Source organism: Ensifer sp. YR511 (assembly GCF_900103045.1).
Taxonomy (GTDB): domain Bacteria; phylum Pseudomonadota; class Alphaproteobacteria; order Rhizobiales; family Rhizobiaceae; genus Ensifer; species Ensifer adhaerens.
On the sequence record NZ_FNGR01000025.1, the window covers coordinates 41533 to 58256 of the forward strand.

The 16724-nt window shown below is 55.3% G+C and carries 11 protein-coding genes; 6 read left to right on the forward strand and 5 right to left on the reverse strand.

The features are described 5' to 3' along the window. Positions 1-352: 352 nt before the first annotated feature. The 5 genes from BLU15_RS29025 (at position 353) to BLU15_RS39660 (ending at position 7403) form a co-directional block, all read left to right on the forward strand. Positions 353-2713: a DGQHR domain-containing protein gene (locus tag BLU15_RS29025; protein WP_090300155.1), complete on the forward strand. Its 2361-nt coding sequence runs from the start codon at positions 353-355 to the stop codon at positions 2711-2713. Between the two features lie 120 nt (positions 2714-2833). Next, positions 2834-3862 carry a DGQHR domain-containing protein gene (locus BLU15_RS29030; RefSeq protein WP_210187471.1) on the forward strand — a complete coding sequence of 343 codons (1029 nt, stop codon included), beginning with the start codon at positions 2834-2836 and terminating at the stop codon, positions 3860-3862. Next, positions 3855-5486: a radical SAM protein gene (locus BLU15_RS29035; RefSeq protein WP_090300157.1), complete on the forward strand. Its 1632-nt coding sequence runs from the start codon at positions 3855-3857 to the stop codon at positions 5484-5486. The genes BLU15_RS29030 and BLU15_RS29035 overlap by 8 nt, the downstream gene beginning before the upstream one ends. Then, positions 5483-7057, forward strand: a complete 1575-nt coding sequence (locus tag BLU15_RS29040; protein ID WP_090300158.1) for an ATP-binding protein — start codon at positions 5483-5485, stop codon at positions 7055-7057. Before BLU15_RS29035 ends, BLU15_RS29040 begins: the two co-directional genes overlap by 4 nt. Positions 7058-7232: 175 nt before the next feature. Further along, entirely contained in the window at positions 7233-7403 is a 171-nt protein-coding gene (locus BLU15_RS39660) for a hypothetical protein (protein WP_176960381.1), read from the forward strand. Between the two features lie 2 nt (positions 7404-7405). Here the strand turns inward: BLU15_RS39660 and BLU15_RS29045 are convergent, their stop codons facing one another. The 5 genes from BLU15_RS29045 to BLU15_RS29060 form a co-directional block, all read right to left on the reverse strand. Beyond that, positions 7406-9202, reverse strand: coding sequence for a hypothetical protein (locus tag BLU15_RS29045; RefSeq protein WP_143034278.1), 1797 nt, complete (start codon positions 9200-9202; stop codon positions 7406-7408). 12 nt (positions 9203-9214) lie between these two features. Then, on the reverse strand, positions 9215-11476 hold the full coding sequence (locus BLU15_RS29050) for a Rab family GTPase (RefSeq protein ID WP_143034279.1): 2262 nt from the start codon (positions 11474-11476) through the stop codon (positions 9215-9217). 340 nt (positions 11477-11816) lie between these two features. Further along, positions 11817-12239 carry a hypothetical protein gene (locus BLU15_RS39110; protein ID WP_143034280.1) on the reverse strand — a complete coding sequence of 141 codons (423 nt, stop codon included), beginning with the start codon at positions 12237-12239 and terminating at the stop codon, positions 11817-11819. Positions 12240-12585: 346 nt separating this feature from the next. Beyond that, positions 12586-13623 (reverse strand): SH3 domain-containing protein, encoded by a 1038-nt coding sequence (locus BLU15_RS29055; protein WP_090300164.1) that lies wholly within the window; start codon positions 13621-13623, stop codon positions 12586-12588. A gap of 431 nt (positions 13624-14054) precedes the next feature. After that, positions 14055-14447 (reverse strand): BP74-related protein, encoded by a 393-nt coding sequence (locus BLU15_RS29060; RefSeq protein WP_090300166.1) that lies wholly within the window; start codon positions 14445-14447, stop codon positions 14055-14057. Between the two features lie 180 nt (positions 14448-14627). Between BLU15_RS29060 and BLU15_RS29065 the strand changes: the two genes are divergently transcribed. Beyond that, positions 14628-16685, forward strand: coding sequence for a hypothetical protein (locus tag BLU15_RS29065; RefSeq protein ID WP_090300168.1), 2058 nt, complete (start codon positions 14628-14630; stop codon positions 16683-16685). Positions 16686-16724: the final 39 nt, after the last annotated feature.

Genomic DNA, 16724 nt, shown 5'->3' on the forward strand with positions numbered 1-16724 from the left:
GTGTCGGGCTGCGTGGGCATTGTAGCGGGCATTGTGGCCAAATGTTTTCAGTTCTTCGGATAAATTTGGGTATCCAAGCAGTATTATATGTCTTGTCAAGCTTGGCGAGTGCCTCGGCAACTTTAGGGGGCATTTGCTAACGGCAAGTTTCTTTTCTCTGGGCTAACGTGATTGGTGTAGTGCGGCGATCTCGCAAAGATCTACCGGTGTGAGACCAGGAACGGCTTTTTCTTGTGCAAAATGCGTTAAGCTAGCCGAAAACTCGCGAGAAACAGTATCTTCGCATAGACGGTTGTTTAATCGCGAGTCAGTATCCTGAATCACGAACAAGCGGTTCAATGTGGATAATGAAATGCTCCAAGGCCTTTTGTCGGGCGATGAACTTAAGTCCGTCTACAATGCTCGCGCGAAGAACGTAGACGAGAAGACTGTTTCGGCCGCTTCGAGTGGAAGCCTGTCTTTGAAGATCCAGGCTGAAGAAGCGGACGGGTGGACGGTCTCAAAATCCAACAAACGTTCCGTTCGCATGACACGAGAGAAGCCTACCGACCGACAGCTTGAAGACGACATTTGGGCCTTGATGTATCGCATGGGCTTTTCCGAGCTCAACGCCGACCGCAACTTCAAGATCCAGTTGAACGACAAGGCTCCGCCTCGCCAGCTCGATGTGTTCGCAAAAGACCAGGACACAGTCTTTGTCGTCGAATGCACCCACGCAAAGGAAAGTGGCGCGAAATCCGTGAAGGCGTTGATCGACAAGATTGGCGCTATTCGAGAAGACGTCATCAAAGCGGTTCATTCGCATTACGGAAAAGAGCCAAAGCTCAAGGTCAAGTTCGCTATAGCGACCCGCAACATCGAAACGAGATCAGCCGATCTCGGGCGGGCCCATGACGCGGGAATCGCCGTGATCACCGATGATGACCTCGCGTATTTTCGCAGGCTCACGGACATCCTGAAAGTCGCAGCACGCTTCCAGTTTCTCGCGAGATACCTGGAGGGCGAGAAGGTCGAAGGCCTTCGGACGCGCGTACCGGCCACGCGGGGTAGGGTCGGCAGGACCACCTTCTACAATTTCCTGATCTCCCCTCACGACCTCCTCCGTATCTCTTACATCAGCCACATGGGCAAGGCGTCAAATGGTGACCTTGAGACCTATCAGCGAATGGTCAAACCAGCTCGGCTCAAGTCTATTGGCGCGTACATTGATGACGGCGGCTCGTTCCCGACCAACATCGTAATCAACGTCAAGCAGAGCAACCTCAATTTTCAAACTCAGGAGAATTTCGGCGAGACTTCCACCGGAATCCTGACGCTGCCTGGGCAGTACGGCACGGCCTGGGTCATCGATGGGCAGCACCGTTTATATGGCTATGCCTATGCTAACCGTGATCCCTCAAAGGATCAATCTGTCATCTCTGTGCTGGCCTACGAAAACATCCCTATCCGAGATGAGATTCAGATGTTCGTCGACATCAACACGCAGCAGGTGAAGGTCTCGCGGAACCTGGTAAACGAGATCGTGTCCAATCTGGACGTTGAGCACGAAGACCCGGGTCGGCGCCTAGAAGCAATCTGTGCCCGAACCGCCCTGCGGTTGGACAGCAGCAAGAAATCGTCGGTCAAGGGCCGAATACTTACGGTTGCTCAAGACAAAAACAACTTCCGCTGTTTGACGCTGACATCCTTGGCCGACGGCATCTATGGCAATGACCTGATTGGCAAGGTCGGGCGCTCTTCGAAATCGGGGCCAGTCATCATTCTCCCGGGCCCACTCGGAGAAGCTGGGCAGATTCCGAACCTAACGTTGGAAAAAGCCACCGAAACACTGTCGCTTTATTTCGATCTGTTTGCCGGACCGTTATCGGAGCATTGGAAGTTGGGCGATGCAAAGGGCGGATATCTTTGCACAAACCTTGGACTCCGAGCACTGCTTTCGCTTCTGAAAAAGCTGATCGTGTTCGTTGAAAAGGACGGAAGACGCTGCGTCCTGATGGAGCCGGATCAAATCGTTGATGCTGTTCGCCCTCTGGTCGCTCCAATCGTTGATTACTTCCTGCGGGCCGACCCCGCCGATATCGCTCGCTTCCGGAATCGAGGAAGCTCGCTTGCAAGCGTCGATCAGAACTGTCTACAGCTGATGGCGATTATTTCCGAAAAGAATCCCGAGTTCGCGCCTCAAGAGGTCCGGGACTATCTGGACAGCCAGGACGCGGAGGGCACGAAGCGTGCCAAGGAGATGATTGATGAGATCAATCGTATTCTCTTCAAGGATGTAATCGGGGCGCTCAAGCAAAAATATGGCGAGAGCAAAGATGTTTGGTGGCTTCAGGGTGTTCCGAAGACCGTCAGGAACTATTGTGATCAGCAATACAATGAAAACGGCAACACTGACTATGATCGATGGCAGTATTTGTTTCTCGTGAATTACTCTGACATCGTGCTGTACGGTAACAACTGGGACGAATTCAAAGATTATTACAATTTCTACGGGAAGGGTAAGAAGGAAACCTTGGTCCGTTGGATTGCAAAACTGAATAAGGCTAGGACGGTCACCCACCACGCCGAGAAGGGTCCTCTTTCCAAGGACCAGGTAGCTTTCGTGACAAGAGTTCATGAGCTGGTGAAGCGGCACATCGAACAGCGCGAGCCTGTCGACATCAAGGCAAGGTACTTGGCCGAGGACGACGAAGTTACGTCCGTCGCAGCTTAGGGAGCGCTGCACAACTTTGTGGCTGCACGTCACACTTTGTGATCGCGGAATCAGTCGAAGTTTGATATCTGCATTCTACAGGCATCGAATCTGCAGTGAACGACTGCAGAAAGGATCGGAATGCAGGCGATGGAGCAGCTCAGCTGCGTCAAAGGAAATTCGGCCGATCGGGAAGTCCTGCTAGGATTTGCGCCCGCGCGGGTGCTTCACGCCTTGAGTTTCGCCGATGTCCTCGATGAATCGACGGGGCGAGGCTATCAGCGGCGCTTCAGTCCCCAGCACAGCATGGACTTTCGCCGCTACATCCAGCGGTCTGGAAGCGCGACGATACCGCTTACCTTCAATTTAAGGCCTGCCGCTGACGGCTCCTGGTCTATAAGGCAGGCAAACGGCGGCATCTTCATGCTTGAGATCAGGAAGGGCACGAAAGTCCTCTCGCAGGTCGATTGCCAGCATCGGCTTGGCTATCTTGCCAATCTGGATATCGAACTTCCGTTTATGTGCTTTATCGGCCTGACCGAACGCGAAGAGACTGCTATTTTCGATGTCATCAATGGCAAGGCAAAGGGTCTTTCGAAGAGCCTTCTCGATTATCACGATGCCCAGCTGTCAGAAAATCTGAGCGCGGAGAGGCCCGAGCTTTTTATCGCGTTGTTTCTGAATGGCGAAGCGGGTTCGCCTTGGCGCCAGCGCCTTGATATCGGCGGCGAGGCGACATCCGGCCTGGAGCGCCGTGCTTCTCTGCGAACTATGCAGAAAGCTGCGAAACAGTTCTATAAGAAGGTAAAAACCGACCGGGGGCTATCCGTCGAGGATGCTGCTGCGGCTGCGCGGAACTTCTGGATGGCGTTCGCCGAGCTGCTTCCTCAGAGCTTTTCCAAGCCGCGCAATTTCCTGGTCACCAAAGGCATCGGCGTTTACGCGCTTATGGAGGTAGCCGCTGACATGGTGTGCGAAGCGCCCAGGGGTGAGGCCTGGGTCCTATCCTCAACCTACTTCGCCGCATTACTCGGTGATTTTGCGCTTGATTTCGACTGGTCGAGTTCTGGTCCGCTCCGCGGTCTCGGCGGACAGGGCGGGGTCAAGGAAGCTCTAACAATTATTCGCGAAGCGCGTCGTCGCTCGCGCCTGAAGGTTGCCAATGGCTAATAAGAACATTCTGCTCATCGAACCGGGGTACAAGAACAAGTACCCGCCATTGGGCCTCATGAAAATTGCGCAGTATCACGGCCCGCGCGGAAAGCGTGATCGCGTACAGTTCATCAAGGGTGAAGACCGATCCGTCCTCAATGAGGCATGGGACCGCATTTATGTTACCACCCTGTTTTCGTTCGAGTATCCAAAGATTTCACAGTCGATTGATTTCGCCTTGGAAGTCGCGAACGGGCAGGCCGATAAAGTGTTCGTAGGGGGCATTGCTGCCTCCCTCATGCATGAACGGTTTATCGAGGAGCGTCGATGGCACGGAATTCGATTCATTAAAGGGCTCCTATCAGACGCCCCCGCCGTTTCCTTGCAGCTCGATGAATTCTCAGAAGAGCTATACGCAAGCGACACCAGCGGGCGGCCGATTGAGGATCTTGTTCCAGACTATGACATTCTTTCGCAGATCGGTTATCGATACCCCGTTCGCGACGCATATTTCGCCTACACCTCGCGCGGATGCATCCGTAAGTGCCATTTCTGCGGGGTCCCAAAGTTAGAGGGCATGCAGCGGGATACCGAATCCCTCACTGACCTCGTCCGGGCTATCGACGAGCACTACGGCCCGAAAAAAGACCTCATCCTGATGGACAATAACGTTGTCGCATCAGCGCGTTTCAAAGAAATCATTGCTGAGATTCGCGACCTTGGCTTCACTCCGAATGCCAAGCTTTTGAGGCCAGGGGCGAAGGTCGCCGTTCAGCGCAGGGTCGATTTCAACCAGGGTGTAGACGCACGAATCCTTTGTAAGGACCCGATGTACCTTCGGGAACTCGCAACGATCAGCCTGCGGCCGCTCCGTATCGCGTTCGACCATCTTGGGGTGCGGAAGCCGTACGAGCAGGCTGTCCGATACGCCGCCGAGCACGGGCTGACGGAGCTTTCAAATTACATGCTCTATAATTTCCACGACGGTCCTGAGGACCTGTTCGAGCGCATGCGCCTGAACGTGACTCTGAACGAAGAGCTGGGGGTCCGCATCTGGTCGTTCCCGATGCGCTATCAGCCGACGAACAGGCCTGACCGTGGCCATATTGGTGAGAAGTGGTCCCGCTACCAATTGCGGTCTATGCAGATTGTCCTGCAAGCGACCCACGGTATCGTCAGTGGCGCTCCTGATTTCTTTAAACGGGCGTTTGGCGACACGTTCGACGATTACTCTCGAATCCTGATGATGCCGCACGACCTTATCTTCAATCGCACCTGGTATGAGCGCTTTGACCCAGATCAGAAGCTCTACACGTTCCATGCGGAGTTCGCCGACCTCGATTCCTATGAACGGGCGGAGCTGATGGAACTCCTGTCATCCAGGGACCCACGAGAGTTTGTGACGCTCAGCGACAGGGCCAGCCACGACAAGGTCCGGCGCATCCTGCGTTTCTATATCCCGGCGTCGAAAGAAGAGCTGACGTCCATATGGGCGAGGCAAAAGGAACTCGTCCGGCTTGAATCAATATCCGACCTTGGACTAGCAGAGGACGAACGCGTCGAGGACGCAGGCCTGGACTATGATGAAGACTCCGTCGCGCCAGTGATTGTGGAAGCGGCTGATCAAAGGAATGTAGCATGAGTGGAGAAGCAGCCATTCGCGCAAATCGCGCGGCATTGCTTGCGGCGAAAGAGCAGGGCGCGACCGAACCAATTGGCGAGGTCGTAATCGGTCGAGACGTTCTCGAACTGGTTTCCAGCGCGATGTACATCGATCCTATGACCGTCTACCGCGAGTATGTTCAAAACGCCGCGGATGCTATCGATGATGCCAGGGAGCTTGGTCTGCTTAAGGCATCGGAAGACGGTAAGGTGACAATTGATATCGATCCTCCAACCCGCTCCATTCGCATCCGTGACAATGGGACGGGTGTTCCTGCCAAAGATTTCGCCCGCCGGATGGCGGCTCTAGGCGCCAGCAACAAACGCGGATCGAGTTCTCGCGGCTTTCGCGGCGTTGGGCGACTGGCAGGTCTCGGGTATGCGCAGGAACTTGTGTTCCGCTCTCGCGCAGTCGGTGACGAGCTTGTTTCGGAGCTGACATGGGATTGCCGTAAGCTGAAATCCCTTTTGAGGCAGACGGACGGTTCGATTGAAGATCTTGTCCGCACGGTCGCAACATATCGAAGGAAGCCTCCGGGAGAGTATCCGGAGCACTTTTTCGAAGTTGAGCTTCGAGGTGTGATCAGGATACGCAGCGACAAGCTGATGAACCCGGCGGCAGTCGATGACTACCTTGGCCAAGTCGCCCCTGTTCCATTCTCACCCGATTTCAGCTTCGCGGAAGAAATCCGCTCGGTTCTGGAACCGGTGGTCCATCTCGGTCAGCTGAAAATCTACGTGGATGGAAAAAGCGACCCCATTTACCGCCCGCACCGTAATTCCATGGTCCAGGAAAACGGCAAGCCCATCACTTTCGATCGCATCTCGATAAACGAGATTTCGGGAATGGAAGGTGACCCGGCGGCGGTGGTGTGGGTGCTGCATCATGAATATGAGGGTGCCCTGACCAACGGCTCTGGCGTCAAAGGATTGCGTCTCCGAGCTGGAAATGTGCAGGTCGGCGAGAACAACTTGCTCGAAGACCTCTTCCCAGAGGCTCGATTCAACTCGTGGTCCGTCGGAGAAATCCATGTGATCGACCGGAAGATTGTCCCGAACGGTCGCCGCGATCACTTTGAGCAAAATGCTCACTACGCGAACCTCATCAATCAGCTGAGCCCGATTGCACGAGAAATCTCAAAGCTATGCAGAACGAACTCGATCAAGCGGAAATGGCTCCGGGAAGCGGAGTTGCAACAGGAGCAGATCGAGCACGCCATCCAAGTCTTCGATCAGGGAGCGATTGGCAACGTTGAGCGTGAGAAACTGGTCGCGCGAACGGAGGAAAACTTCGGGCGGGCCACCAAAGCCATCAACAACTCATTGCTTGAGGCGTCGGAAACTGAGGCATTTACTCAAAGCCTGGAGGGATTGCGCAAGAAGTTTGAAACCGCAAAAGGACCGAGGGCTGCCCCGGCATCCATACCAGAGCTGGATGAGACCGAACGGCGGGTATTCACTCGCTTTTGTGACTTGGTTTACGAGTGCTCCCCGAATTCGGGTGCGGCAAAAACCCTGATTGATAAGATCTTGGCGCGTCTTCAGAATTGAGGAGGTGCATTCAATCGCGGCGGGCTCTCTTGCATCCATCGTACTGGGTCCACCATATTAGTGTGAACCACAGCGTTGGATTCTCGTTAACTAGCTCAGAGACGGCATTTTGTAATTCTCGTGACGACGTTCACACTACAGGGTATAATGCTATTAGGCACATCGAGGCGAATAGATGTTAAAGTATGGCGAAACCTTCCTGGAATCCAACAAGGATGCCCTTGATAAGCTCAAGACCGTGTTGACGCCTGAAGCCTTTCGCGTGGCTCTGGAAATGGCTCCCAAACAGGATGACGAGGAAGCTCCTGCTCTTGAAGAGGACGAGGAAGAGCCCGCTGCTGCTTAAGGCTACACCCCGTCCGGCCACTGTCCATCCATAATTCTCTTGTTTGGATCGCGAATTATCACTGGCGCCATCCCAGTCAGTCTCCACGACTGAGACCCCGTGTTGTCCGCACGACCGTCCAGCGTTCTTTCCTGAATTGCGGTCGGCTGTAGGGTGAGACACAGCGCCTGAGCGGAGGGAGCGAGGGACAACTCGCTGGTCCTGCCGGTGTCATCACGCCACAAGCCGATTTTGTCCGACGCGGGAAACTGCCGCGTATCATTTGATCGTCGGAGCAAGCCCGCCGATGTCACCGTTAGAACAGATGACCCAGGGTCTTCCGCCAAGACCGTAGCATATCGTGCAGGCCACCGGTCCTTGAGCTGGGGGCCGTCCATAAGAAGGGCGATGACGAGGTTCGGCCCGATCCCGCGAACCAGCTCCTGGCAGGGATCACTTCGTGCCAGGTCCTCGCAAATCAACGTGGTCACCGTAGCAACGCCTCGGAGAACAAACACGTCCAGGCTTCTGTTCAGGATATCGATCTGTTCCCACCATCCGCGACTGCTGTCGAGTGATGATCCCAGCGCATAGGCTTCGATCTGACTCTTCTCGATCCTCCACCGGTGATGCTTTTCTCTGGTGGAGATGTTGAAGGTCATTTTTCCATCCCGACCAGGATCGCGCCTTGCCATTGCTGCGAAATTTCCAGGCCGGATATCGCCTCCCTGGTTCTGGCTGTCGAAAACACCTGAGACAAGCAGCTCAAATCCCTGCCTGTCCTTGAGTTTGTCGCAGAGCCGAGTGAAGACCTCGTAGCTGAGCGCTGCCTCAGGAAAAATGAGGCCATGAACTGTGCCGACGTCACGAGCCCCGGAGTCAAGGACCCCTTCGACGAATTGCCAAAACTGATCAAAGCCCTCGTCGATGATATCAACGTCTTCGCTGGATGGGCACCAATGCGGGTCGACATGAAACCATCCCCATGACGCCTCCTTGGCAGGGGTGCCTTTGAATGCTTTTGCTTGGACTTGGTATGGGAGCGGGATCACGATCAAATTGAACGGCGAAGCCGCTGCGACAGCGGGCTCCGCACTACGGATCTGAGGGTGGGGGCTCCAGAATGCTCGCGCCAGACCCCGTGATGGGAGCAGCGAGAGGTTGTGAGAAAGTGACCGCAACGTACAGCCGACTTTCGGTGTTCGGCTTTTGGGAAGCACGCAGACCTGATCGTTACTGGCATTGGAAACGGTATAGACTTTTCTGTCACGCTGAATTGAATCGCGCATTGCGACTTCAGCCATCGCGGCCTGCGCAGATTTTTCTGAGCCCTGTTCAAATCCCAAATCACGAGCGGCCTCGTCGGCGATGGCAAGAAGCGCCATGGCCGCACGCCACCAGGGGCGGGGCCGTGATTTTCCCGAACTGCTGAGGAAAAGCGGGTTCCTTCCAAACCGGAAAAGCTCCCGCCACGCATCTGTAAGAGCCTTTGGCGGTGCAGGAAGAGCATCTTCACCTTCGCCACGCCATTTTCGCCCCGCCTCGATCCACTGGGACCGGCTTGATTCGTCAATGACGAGGCTGGCTGAGGTGCTTGCGCCATCGACCATCGGAGAAATGTGATGATAGCCGCCACTCCGATGGAGCAGGAAGGCGGCGATTGCGAAAAGGTCGACCGCTTGGCAAGGAGGCCGCACGAAGCTCTTATGCAGATTGCGCGGTTTTCCCTCTAGCCGAGCCTGATAGCCTTGATAGTCGAGGTAGCCAGTTGGAAAGAGTGCCCGTATTGCATCAAAAAGGGAATATCGGTCGTCAGCCATAAATCGCTCGCATCAAATAGTTTCGAGTTCACCACGTGCCTCTCGAATGGCATCTGCCACGAGAGTTCTAATGGTCTTTATGAATTCAATTTTGATTGGTGACATGTCCGGACCGGGGACCGGCGCTGCATGGTGAAGAAGAAGATTTATCTGCTCTGACCGCTGCTGCGATGACCCACGACCCGCGAGGTCGAATGCTCGCTGCCAGGCGATGATTTGCTCCTCCACGATCCTCTGTCTGGAGAAATCATGCAGGGTCCGGAACACGCGATTTCGGACGTCCGCAAGGGCTTCCTGAGCTTCGTCCTCCGACGCGGGCGCCCGCACCCAGGATGAAGGGCTGTCCAGAAATCGTGAGACTTGCGTCTGCAACTCCCGTATTAGGTCAGCGACGGGCTGCAGGTTGCTATAATGGTCAATGCCGACAACCACGCGTCGGTTCAACGCCTTTACGCGAGTCCAATGTTCCTTCTGCGTGCCGCCCCTTCCGCCAACGCCGAGTTTCGACGCCCATCTGTCGGCGAAACGGGTCGTTGCGGCCTGAATAGCAAAGTCGAGGCCGACAAGATTGTAGCGAGGCGCGACATCTGCCTTGACGACAGAAGCTATGGCGTTCCTGCACTGTTGAAAGAAGCGTTCGAGTTCCTTCTGCACGCCGCCTGGAAGTCGGGCGCTCTTTTCGTGAAGCGCTCCAAGCATGTAGCTGTTCGCTTCGATGGATTTCCCTAGAGAATTCGCTACGCCGCCGCCGACGACCTCACGCAACGAGGTCAGGCCGTTTCTGACAGACGCCAGGACGTGATCTCGCTTCGCGACGAAGGTCGGGAGGTTGTCGCCTTTGACCTGGTCGAAGTGGGTAAAGGCTACCGCGAGCTTGCTGTGATAACCGGCAGTTCCGACTGACGACAGGACAGCGAGAGGCGAGGCTTGCATCGGCTGTTCAGCGTTGTCGACTAAAAGGATAACATCAACCTCGGCAAAGCGCTTGGTGATCGACGTCGCGATGCTTGCGGTGCTGTCCGGCGTGTGGCCAAGCCCTTGGCCGTCGAGTAGAATCAGGCGAGGCTGTTCTGACGTGAACTTCGGGAAAAGGGGGCCCGAGACACGCACGCCGTCAACCAAAGGTGTCAGCAACCGTCCATAAGACGGTGCGAAATTGCTCGAAAACCATCTGACTTGCCGAATGAATTCGCCACGATCTTCAGAGGTGAAGCTCCATGATTGCGGCCAGCCGGAGTGTGTTCGCTCGAATTTCCCACCTGGCACGAGATCAAGTCGCGCCTGGATGTCGTCGATGACATCCTGGACCAGATCAGGAAATTCATTGCTGTCGTAGAATTCGCCCTCAAGCAAATCCAGCGCTGTGTCCCAGTCCTCGGGGCTTGCGGTTTCGTACTCAACGCCAAGCGTCACGAGATGGGGGATGGCAATCGATTTCACCATCTCCCGGACGCGGGCGACATATCGCTCCAAGCCTTTCTGGTTTCTCTCAGCCTCAGCGGCCGGGACAGCATCTTCGTCCGCTGATGAGTGCGCCTCCGCGGAAGGAGTTGCGTCAAAATCCCAATCATCGGCCGAGACATCAACCGCAGCGCTCTTCCGCCAGTTTCCAAGAGTGTATCCCAGTCGATACCGCTGGTCAGCGTGATTGAGAAACCTGTCAGCGACCCGCTCATCAGGACTGTTCGTCAGGACGGCGGTGCAGGCGTTGAGGACGCATTCTTCGATTGCAATCCGTAGTTCTTGCTCGGTGAAAAAGGTGACGACCGCCTCATGCTTCGTTCCAGGCTTCAGAATCACCTCGGTCTCGGCAATGGTCGTCTTGGCGGTCGATGTCGACGGAAAACGGTCTTCATCGGGGTCTGAACCGATGAGGTGACGTACAAGAGAGGTTTTTCCGGCGCCCGTGGTGCCGACGAACAAAACCTTGGTGTAGCCGTCGGAGGCGCCCAAGAGAGGCATTATGTCGTCCCTCAGCGCCCGATTGTCGACGTGTGCAACCTCGATATCGTCATAAAAGGCGTCGACGATCCTGGGATCAAAGTTCTGCGAGGCCTCCGGCTTCCGCGCAACGCTCCACCATCTTGGATCGGAAAGGAGCGTGTTCATTTGGCTGACCAGCTTTTCCGCCTCGTCAGCAGACGTGGTCCCAAGGCCTCGACGGACTTTTAGGCCGGTCTTTCGCTTTGTGTCACGCCGCATTGGATGCCGGAACGTCACGCTCCAGCCTGGGCGTCCGGGGTTCTGCGTTTTGGTAGCGGTATACTTGATCACGCCCGTGCCCCCAATGATGTTCCTGGGTGTACCAGTGGGTGACATCAAAGTCAAGGAACACTCTGGAACATCGTGTGGGTTGAGCTACCAGCTGTTCGTGATCGGCGTGGTCAGGGGTATGATCACGCTTCAGTCAACAACGATCGGCATACATGGATCGGCCTAGTGGCATCCGGCGGTCCTGCCGCGAGCTACGCACTGTTGCAGGACTCGGCGGCCGCCTTCCCATACGATCATCGGCACGTATTACGCTGCGGATCTGCGCAGTGAACAATGGCAAATTGGGCGTTAATTCGCGCATCGAGCCCGAAGGCCAACACGCCTATCGTCATCTGCTGGTTCATGAACTGCCTGCTGTTTCCGTGAAACTGAGTAAGCGGCGTCGAAAGCTATCGGGATCGAAGCGGGGCTGTCCAGCGATGGATACAAGCGGCTCGGCAGCTGCACATCGGAAAAGATCGCGATGGACTGTGGTCCTTCCAACCTCTGTCGTGGGCAGCGTGAACCCCGGTGCCCCGCCATCTTGAACTAACAGTTCAAGTGCACGCTGTCGAAGTCGGATCGACGCCACAGATGCTCGGAGCTGATAGTCATCATGCATTCCGCCTTGTTCCAGTAGATCAACAATCCGTGCCACCTGTAGATCATTGTCGTTGCGCTCTTCGGCGGACATACACGCCTGCAACGCGTAAGCTTCATCAAGCAGCTCAAACGTGATCGGCGTTTCATTGGCTACGTCCAAAATTGTCGGCTCTCGGCTCACCGCGGACCACTCCTGTGTATGAAGGATATTTTGACACATATATACAGCACTTTAGCGTATTCAGCCAAACCCGTCGGAGGTTCAAATCCCATCAAGACCTTTTAAGTGCTTACCTGGGCTCTCCGTTGAGTTTTGAGACACGAGAAAATGTAAGGATTTACACAACCACCAAGGCGAAAATTCAACTTCAATGGGCCACATAAGTCCACTTGCGTCAGACCTGCTTCGAACGAAATTAAACGCCGGCTTGTTATAGGCGAGCGCCGCTTATCGGTTCAGTGAACGGACGTTGCCGCTGCAATCTGCGCACGGCATTCCGTTCAGATTTTGTCAGCGCACGCTGACGCTATCGCTTGGAGATGTTGCCGATAATCGTGAGAAAATCATGGGCAAGTTTTGCGGCCTCGTCCGCCTCGGCTTTGTTCTTGGCCTGTAAAAACTCGAACTGCTGCGCGGTCAACTCACAGGCGTCGGGCAGAAAATCGGCGGATATGAAACCCTTCTTGCCGTCGCCGGTTGCGATGCGGCACCATTGGCTACCGCTTCCTGACAGGACAGGCCCATAAATCAATACTTCAATCCCGTTTGGAAGTTTGCTGACCAGCTTAAACTCTCTACCAGGTCCGGTGCGCATGTTGGCGTAAGGTAGCGATGCGTTTGAAACAACCGAAACAGGAAGACCGCTTCGGGGATCGACGAATTTGCTAGGCTGCTTCAAAACCGGTTGTGGCTCAGACCGGTCAGGCTCGACAGTGCTGATGCCGTTGCCGAGCCGGGTACAAGTCTGTGGCGAAAGCTCACGCCGCAGTGCTTCAACAACATAGAGCTGCTTATGCTCCGCGGTTGAAAAATCCGATCGGCTTCCGTCGAGCGCGCTCTGGCATACGGAAAGGCTGGTAAGGTTGCGAATTCTATCGACCTCCTTCTGAGTTTTCTCCTCTTTCAGGGTTCTGAGACCGAGCCTTTCGCGACATGTGTCAACGCTGTCTCCGTGCTCCTGGGATCGGATGACAAAGCGTTCAGCGTCGCGAGAGGACGCCCAGCCGCTGCGATCGCTGCTCAGCGCGCGCCCACAGACTTCTGTGGAAGTGAGGGCCAACGGTTCCGACCCGATCCGGGTAGTATTGGTGGCTACGTCCCCGGTCGTGCCATTGCCTCCAAAAAAACTGCGGATTGGTGGAAGCTTTTGCCCGAGGAATTGCTCGGAAACAAAATCGAGCAGGGCGTAGGTCGGCAGCAATAAGAACAGCAGATAGATGGCTCTTTTCATGAGCCTTTGAACAGGTCCTCCCTCCATATCCCGCAAATGTTGTTTTGATTGCAGAAGAAACGGAGCTAATACAATGAAAGCAATGAAAAATATCTCTATGATATATAGTCTCAATTTTCCCACCAGGTCATTTTCGGGCCGCCTTCTAATTTTTATCCGACTAAAATTCGAGACGCAATGCTGGGTTGCCAAAAACGCCCAGCACCCGAGCGGAAATCCAAGCGGAAGGTCATGTTGAAAATCGGTGGTAGGAATTCATAGTGACCCGTCGGATACCGCGCGCAAACATTAAGGGTAGGGTTGGGCGAGCCCTTTCGACCTCGAACGTGTCCAACGTCGCGCCCGCAGCAAAGGAGTAGGGCGCATATGAGCGAGGCCCCACGCGACTTTACCGATGACCTGTTTTGCGAGTGTAGCCTGGGCGCGCGTTGGGGAGCGAAGCCCGCGACGACGTGAAAATGTTAGGGAATCGTCACGGGAGGCCGTCCCTGCTGACCTCACCGCTTATATGAGCCGCCCAGCTCCGCCATCGGCTCGCTAGGACGCTAAATTTTAAGCTTCTCGGTTTCTGGTTCGACGAGATGGGTGACCTCTGCGGCGATCGCTGAAGACCAAGGGCACCAAAATGAACGTGGGAGGAAGCTACCACCAACCTCGTCGAGCCGACTATCGATGTGAGCCATGTTCGCGTCGCATACTTCGATCTGCCTTTCAAAAAAGCCGACGGACTCAGGATCGATGTGAAACGACCAGTTTGGATTGTACGCGACGCGCGATTGGCGGATCGTGCCGTGAACGTGTCGCCGAATGAGCGATGTGTCGGCTAGGATTGCTCGTGCCTCGGCTATCTTGGCAGGGTCTGTCAACTTGAAGAAAAACGTGTTCACGATGCCGTCCGGCGACGCCTGCCAGAACGCGAAATAGGCATTTTCAGTCATTTGATCTCCCCAGGTACGAGCAGCGAGTTCTTCTGGCTCGTCGTTGTCTTGCTCCACCGCACGGACGTTAGGCCATCGGCAGGAGTTCAACAATAGGGCGAGAAAATCGGTTGAACCTGTTCAACCAGAGAGCGTGGTGTTATGGTTTCCTTTGTTCGGGGAACTCTGCTGGGGGCATCAATGAGTTCAATCCTTCGGCGTGCATTTATCCTGGCCTATGTCCCATATTTCTTTTTTGCTTTGTTTCTGCCTTCGCAGATCGAGCACGTTTTGGCGCAAGCATCGGGGCAGTATGCCTATCTCGGCCTCTGCTACTTCTTTCTTACCCTTTGCGCATGGGCGCAGCTTGTCCTTCTCGGATACCGGGCGCAGCCGAGATGGTTCGATCTCCTCCTCGTCAATCTTCCGGCCATGCTTGCGACGATCGCAATCATCCGCTCGGGTGGCCAGACTCTGGTCCCGATCTTGGTAGCTTTGCTTTCCATCTCGGCAACGGTTGCCGCATGGCCTCACCTAAGAATGAGGGTGTTGTCTCCGGTGGCTCTCCTCGCCGAAGTATGGCTCGTTTTGACCGTGGTGACTGTGGCGGCAACGATTTATTTCCCCATCGACTTTCCCCGTTTCCTGGGCGTGCTGGGCACCATTGTCGTCGCCTTAGGCCTGATTGCCATCGCTGTTGCCCTGCTCTTTCTTCGACCAAGGATTGGCGCGGCGGTGGCCGTCGTGTTCGCTTTGGTCCTCATCTTTTCTGCGACCAACAATCATGATCTTCGGATTGCGGAAAGCGAGTCCGCTCGCTTCGAGGGAGGAATATCGCGCACGTTCCTGAAGTGGCTGCACCAGCGCAAAGACCTCGATCGATATAGAGCGGCAAAACGGCCCTATCCGGTTATTTTGGTCTCGTCTGAGGGAGGCGGAATTTACGCCGCAGCGCATGCCTATGCCGCGTTGAGGTCTTTTCAGGACCGATGTGCCAGTTTCGCGCAGCATGTATTTGCCACCGTCGGCGTATCTGGAGGTTCGTTCGGCAACGTGTTGTTTGCCGAGTCACTAGCGCCTTCGGAGGTAAATGCGCCACTGAAGCCGTGCAAGTTAACGGATGACCGCGTCGACATGAGTACGCTCGCGCGGGATCACCTCTCGCCGGTGCTCGCCCGCATGCTGTTCGCCGAACTTCTTGATGCGTTGTTGCCCGGTCGACTCTTCCAGGATGATCGGGCTTCCGTTCTCGGGCTTTCGATGCGCGATGCATTGCCAAAACCTAGCCGCATCTTCGACCTTCCCATGAGGAACAGCTTTGACGTGAAGGGGAACCAGCCCTTGTTGATGTTTGTTTCGTCCGACGTGCAGCGCGGCCAGCGCTTCGTCTTTTCGCCCCTCACCTCTGATTGGGGGCAGTCTTTGGTTGAATGGTTCCCCGCCTATCTCGAACACGACGTCACGGTTGCTGACGCAGCATCGACGAGTGCGCGATTTCCGTGGATTACACCGACCGCGAGACTGAGCGTGGAGAAAAATCGGGATCGGCTTCTGGGCGATGGAGGGTACTTCGAAAACTCTGGTGCCGAGACCGTGCTCGACGTCATCAAAGATATTCGTACGATGGCTGAGACCAAGGCATTCGACAAGGAGGTCGGAAACGAGTCCGACGATCCCAAATGGGCAGAATGTCAGCTGAAAATTGAACACGCCTTCGAAGCGAATGCTGCTTGGTCGGGTTGCGATGACCATGTGTTTTTTGCCCACTATGCAATTTCGACGGTGGACCAGGGTTCCGACGACGAGAACCCATCGCAGTTGTCGCAATCGTTTCTCTTCGACCCAATACGAACGATGCTAAACGCGAGAGAAGCGCGTGGGGTGCTCGCGCTCGATCGTTCGAAGACGACGTTTTGTGGGCTTGGCGCATGCATTACCCATTTCGACGTGAATTCTGGGTTCTTCTTCCATAGGTTGCCCCTTGACGAAATCGACCTTCCCTTAGGGTGGTCTTTGTCAAACGAGCAGACGAAGGCTGTGGCGGCGTTGCTGCCTTCTCGACGGTGCGCGATGGCGTCAGACGGTGGTTTCAATCCCGATCCCAAACTGGTGAAAGTCGCGGAATCAGGCGGTGGCTCGACAACTGTGAGCGAAAACCTCGCTGACCTTATCGAGGGCAATGTCTGTGACGCAGAAGTGATGGCCTACTTGTTCAATCCGGAACTTCAAAAGGTCAGTTACGGAGTGCGAGAGTGGTGAAAATGAGCGCCGTCTACGCCTCCGTCGAGTCGATAATCG

Bases quoted from the DNA above. Each gene is read 5' to 3' on its own strand.
- BLU15_RS29025 (WP_090300155.1), top strand. From the start codon at position 353: ATGCTCCAAGGCCTTTTGTCGGGCGATGAACTTAAGTCCGTCTACAAT.
- BLU15_RS29030 (WP_210187471.1), top strand. From the start codon at position 2,834: ATGCAGGCGATGGAGCAGCTCAGCTGCGTCAAAGGAAATTCGGCCGAT.
- BLU15_RS29035 (WP_090300157.1), top strand. From the start codon at position 3,855: ATGGCTAATAAGAACATTCTGCTCATCGAACCGGGGTACAAGAACAAG.
- BLU15_RS29040 (WP_090300158.1), top strand. From the start codon at position 5,483: ATGAGTGGAGAAGCAGCCATTCGCGCAAATCGCGCGGCATTGCTTGCG.
- BLU15_RS39660 (WP_176960381.1), top strand. From the start codon at position 7,233: ATGTTAAAGTATGGCGAAACCTTCCTGGAATCCAACAAGGATGCCCTT.
- BLU15_RS29045 (WP_143034278.1), bottom strand. From the start codon at position 9,202: ATGGCTGACGACCGATATTCCCTTTTTGATGCAATACGGGCACTCTTT.
- BLU15_RS29060 (WP_090300166.1), bottom strand. From the start codon at position 14,447: ATGACTGAAAATGCCTATTTCGCGTTCTGGCAGGCGTCGCCGGACGGC.
- BLU15_RS29065 (WP_090300168.1), top strand. From the start codon at position 14,628: ATGAGTTCAATCCTTCGGCGTGCATTTATCCTGGCCTATGTCCCATAT.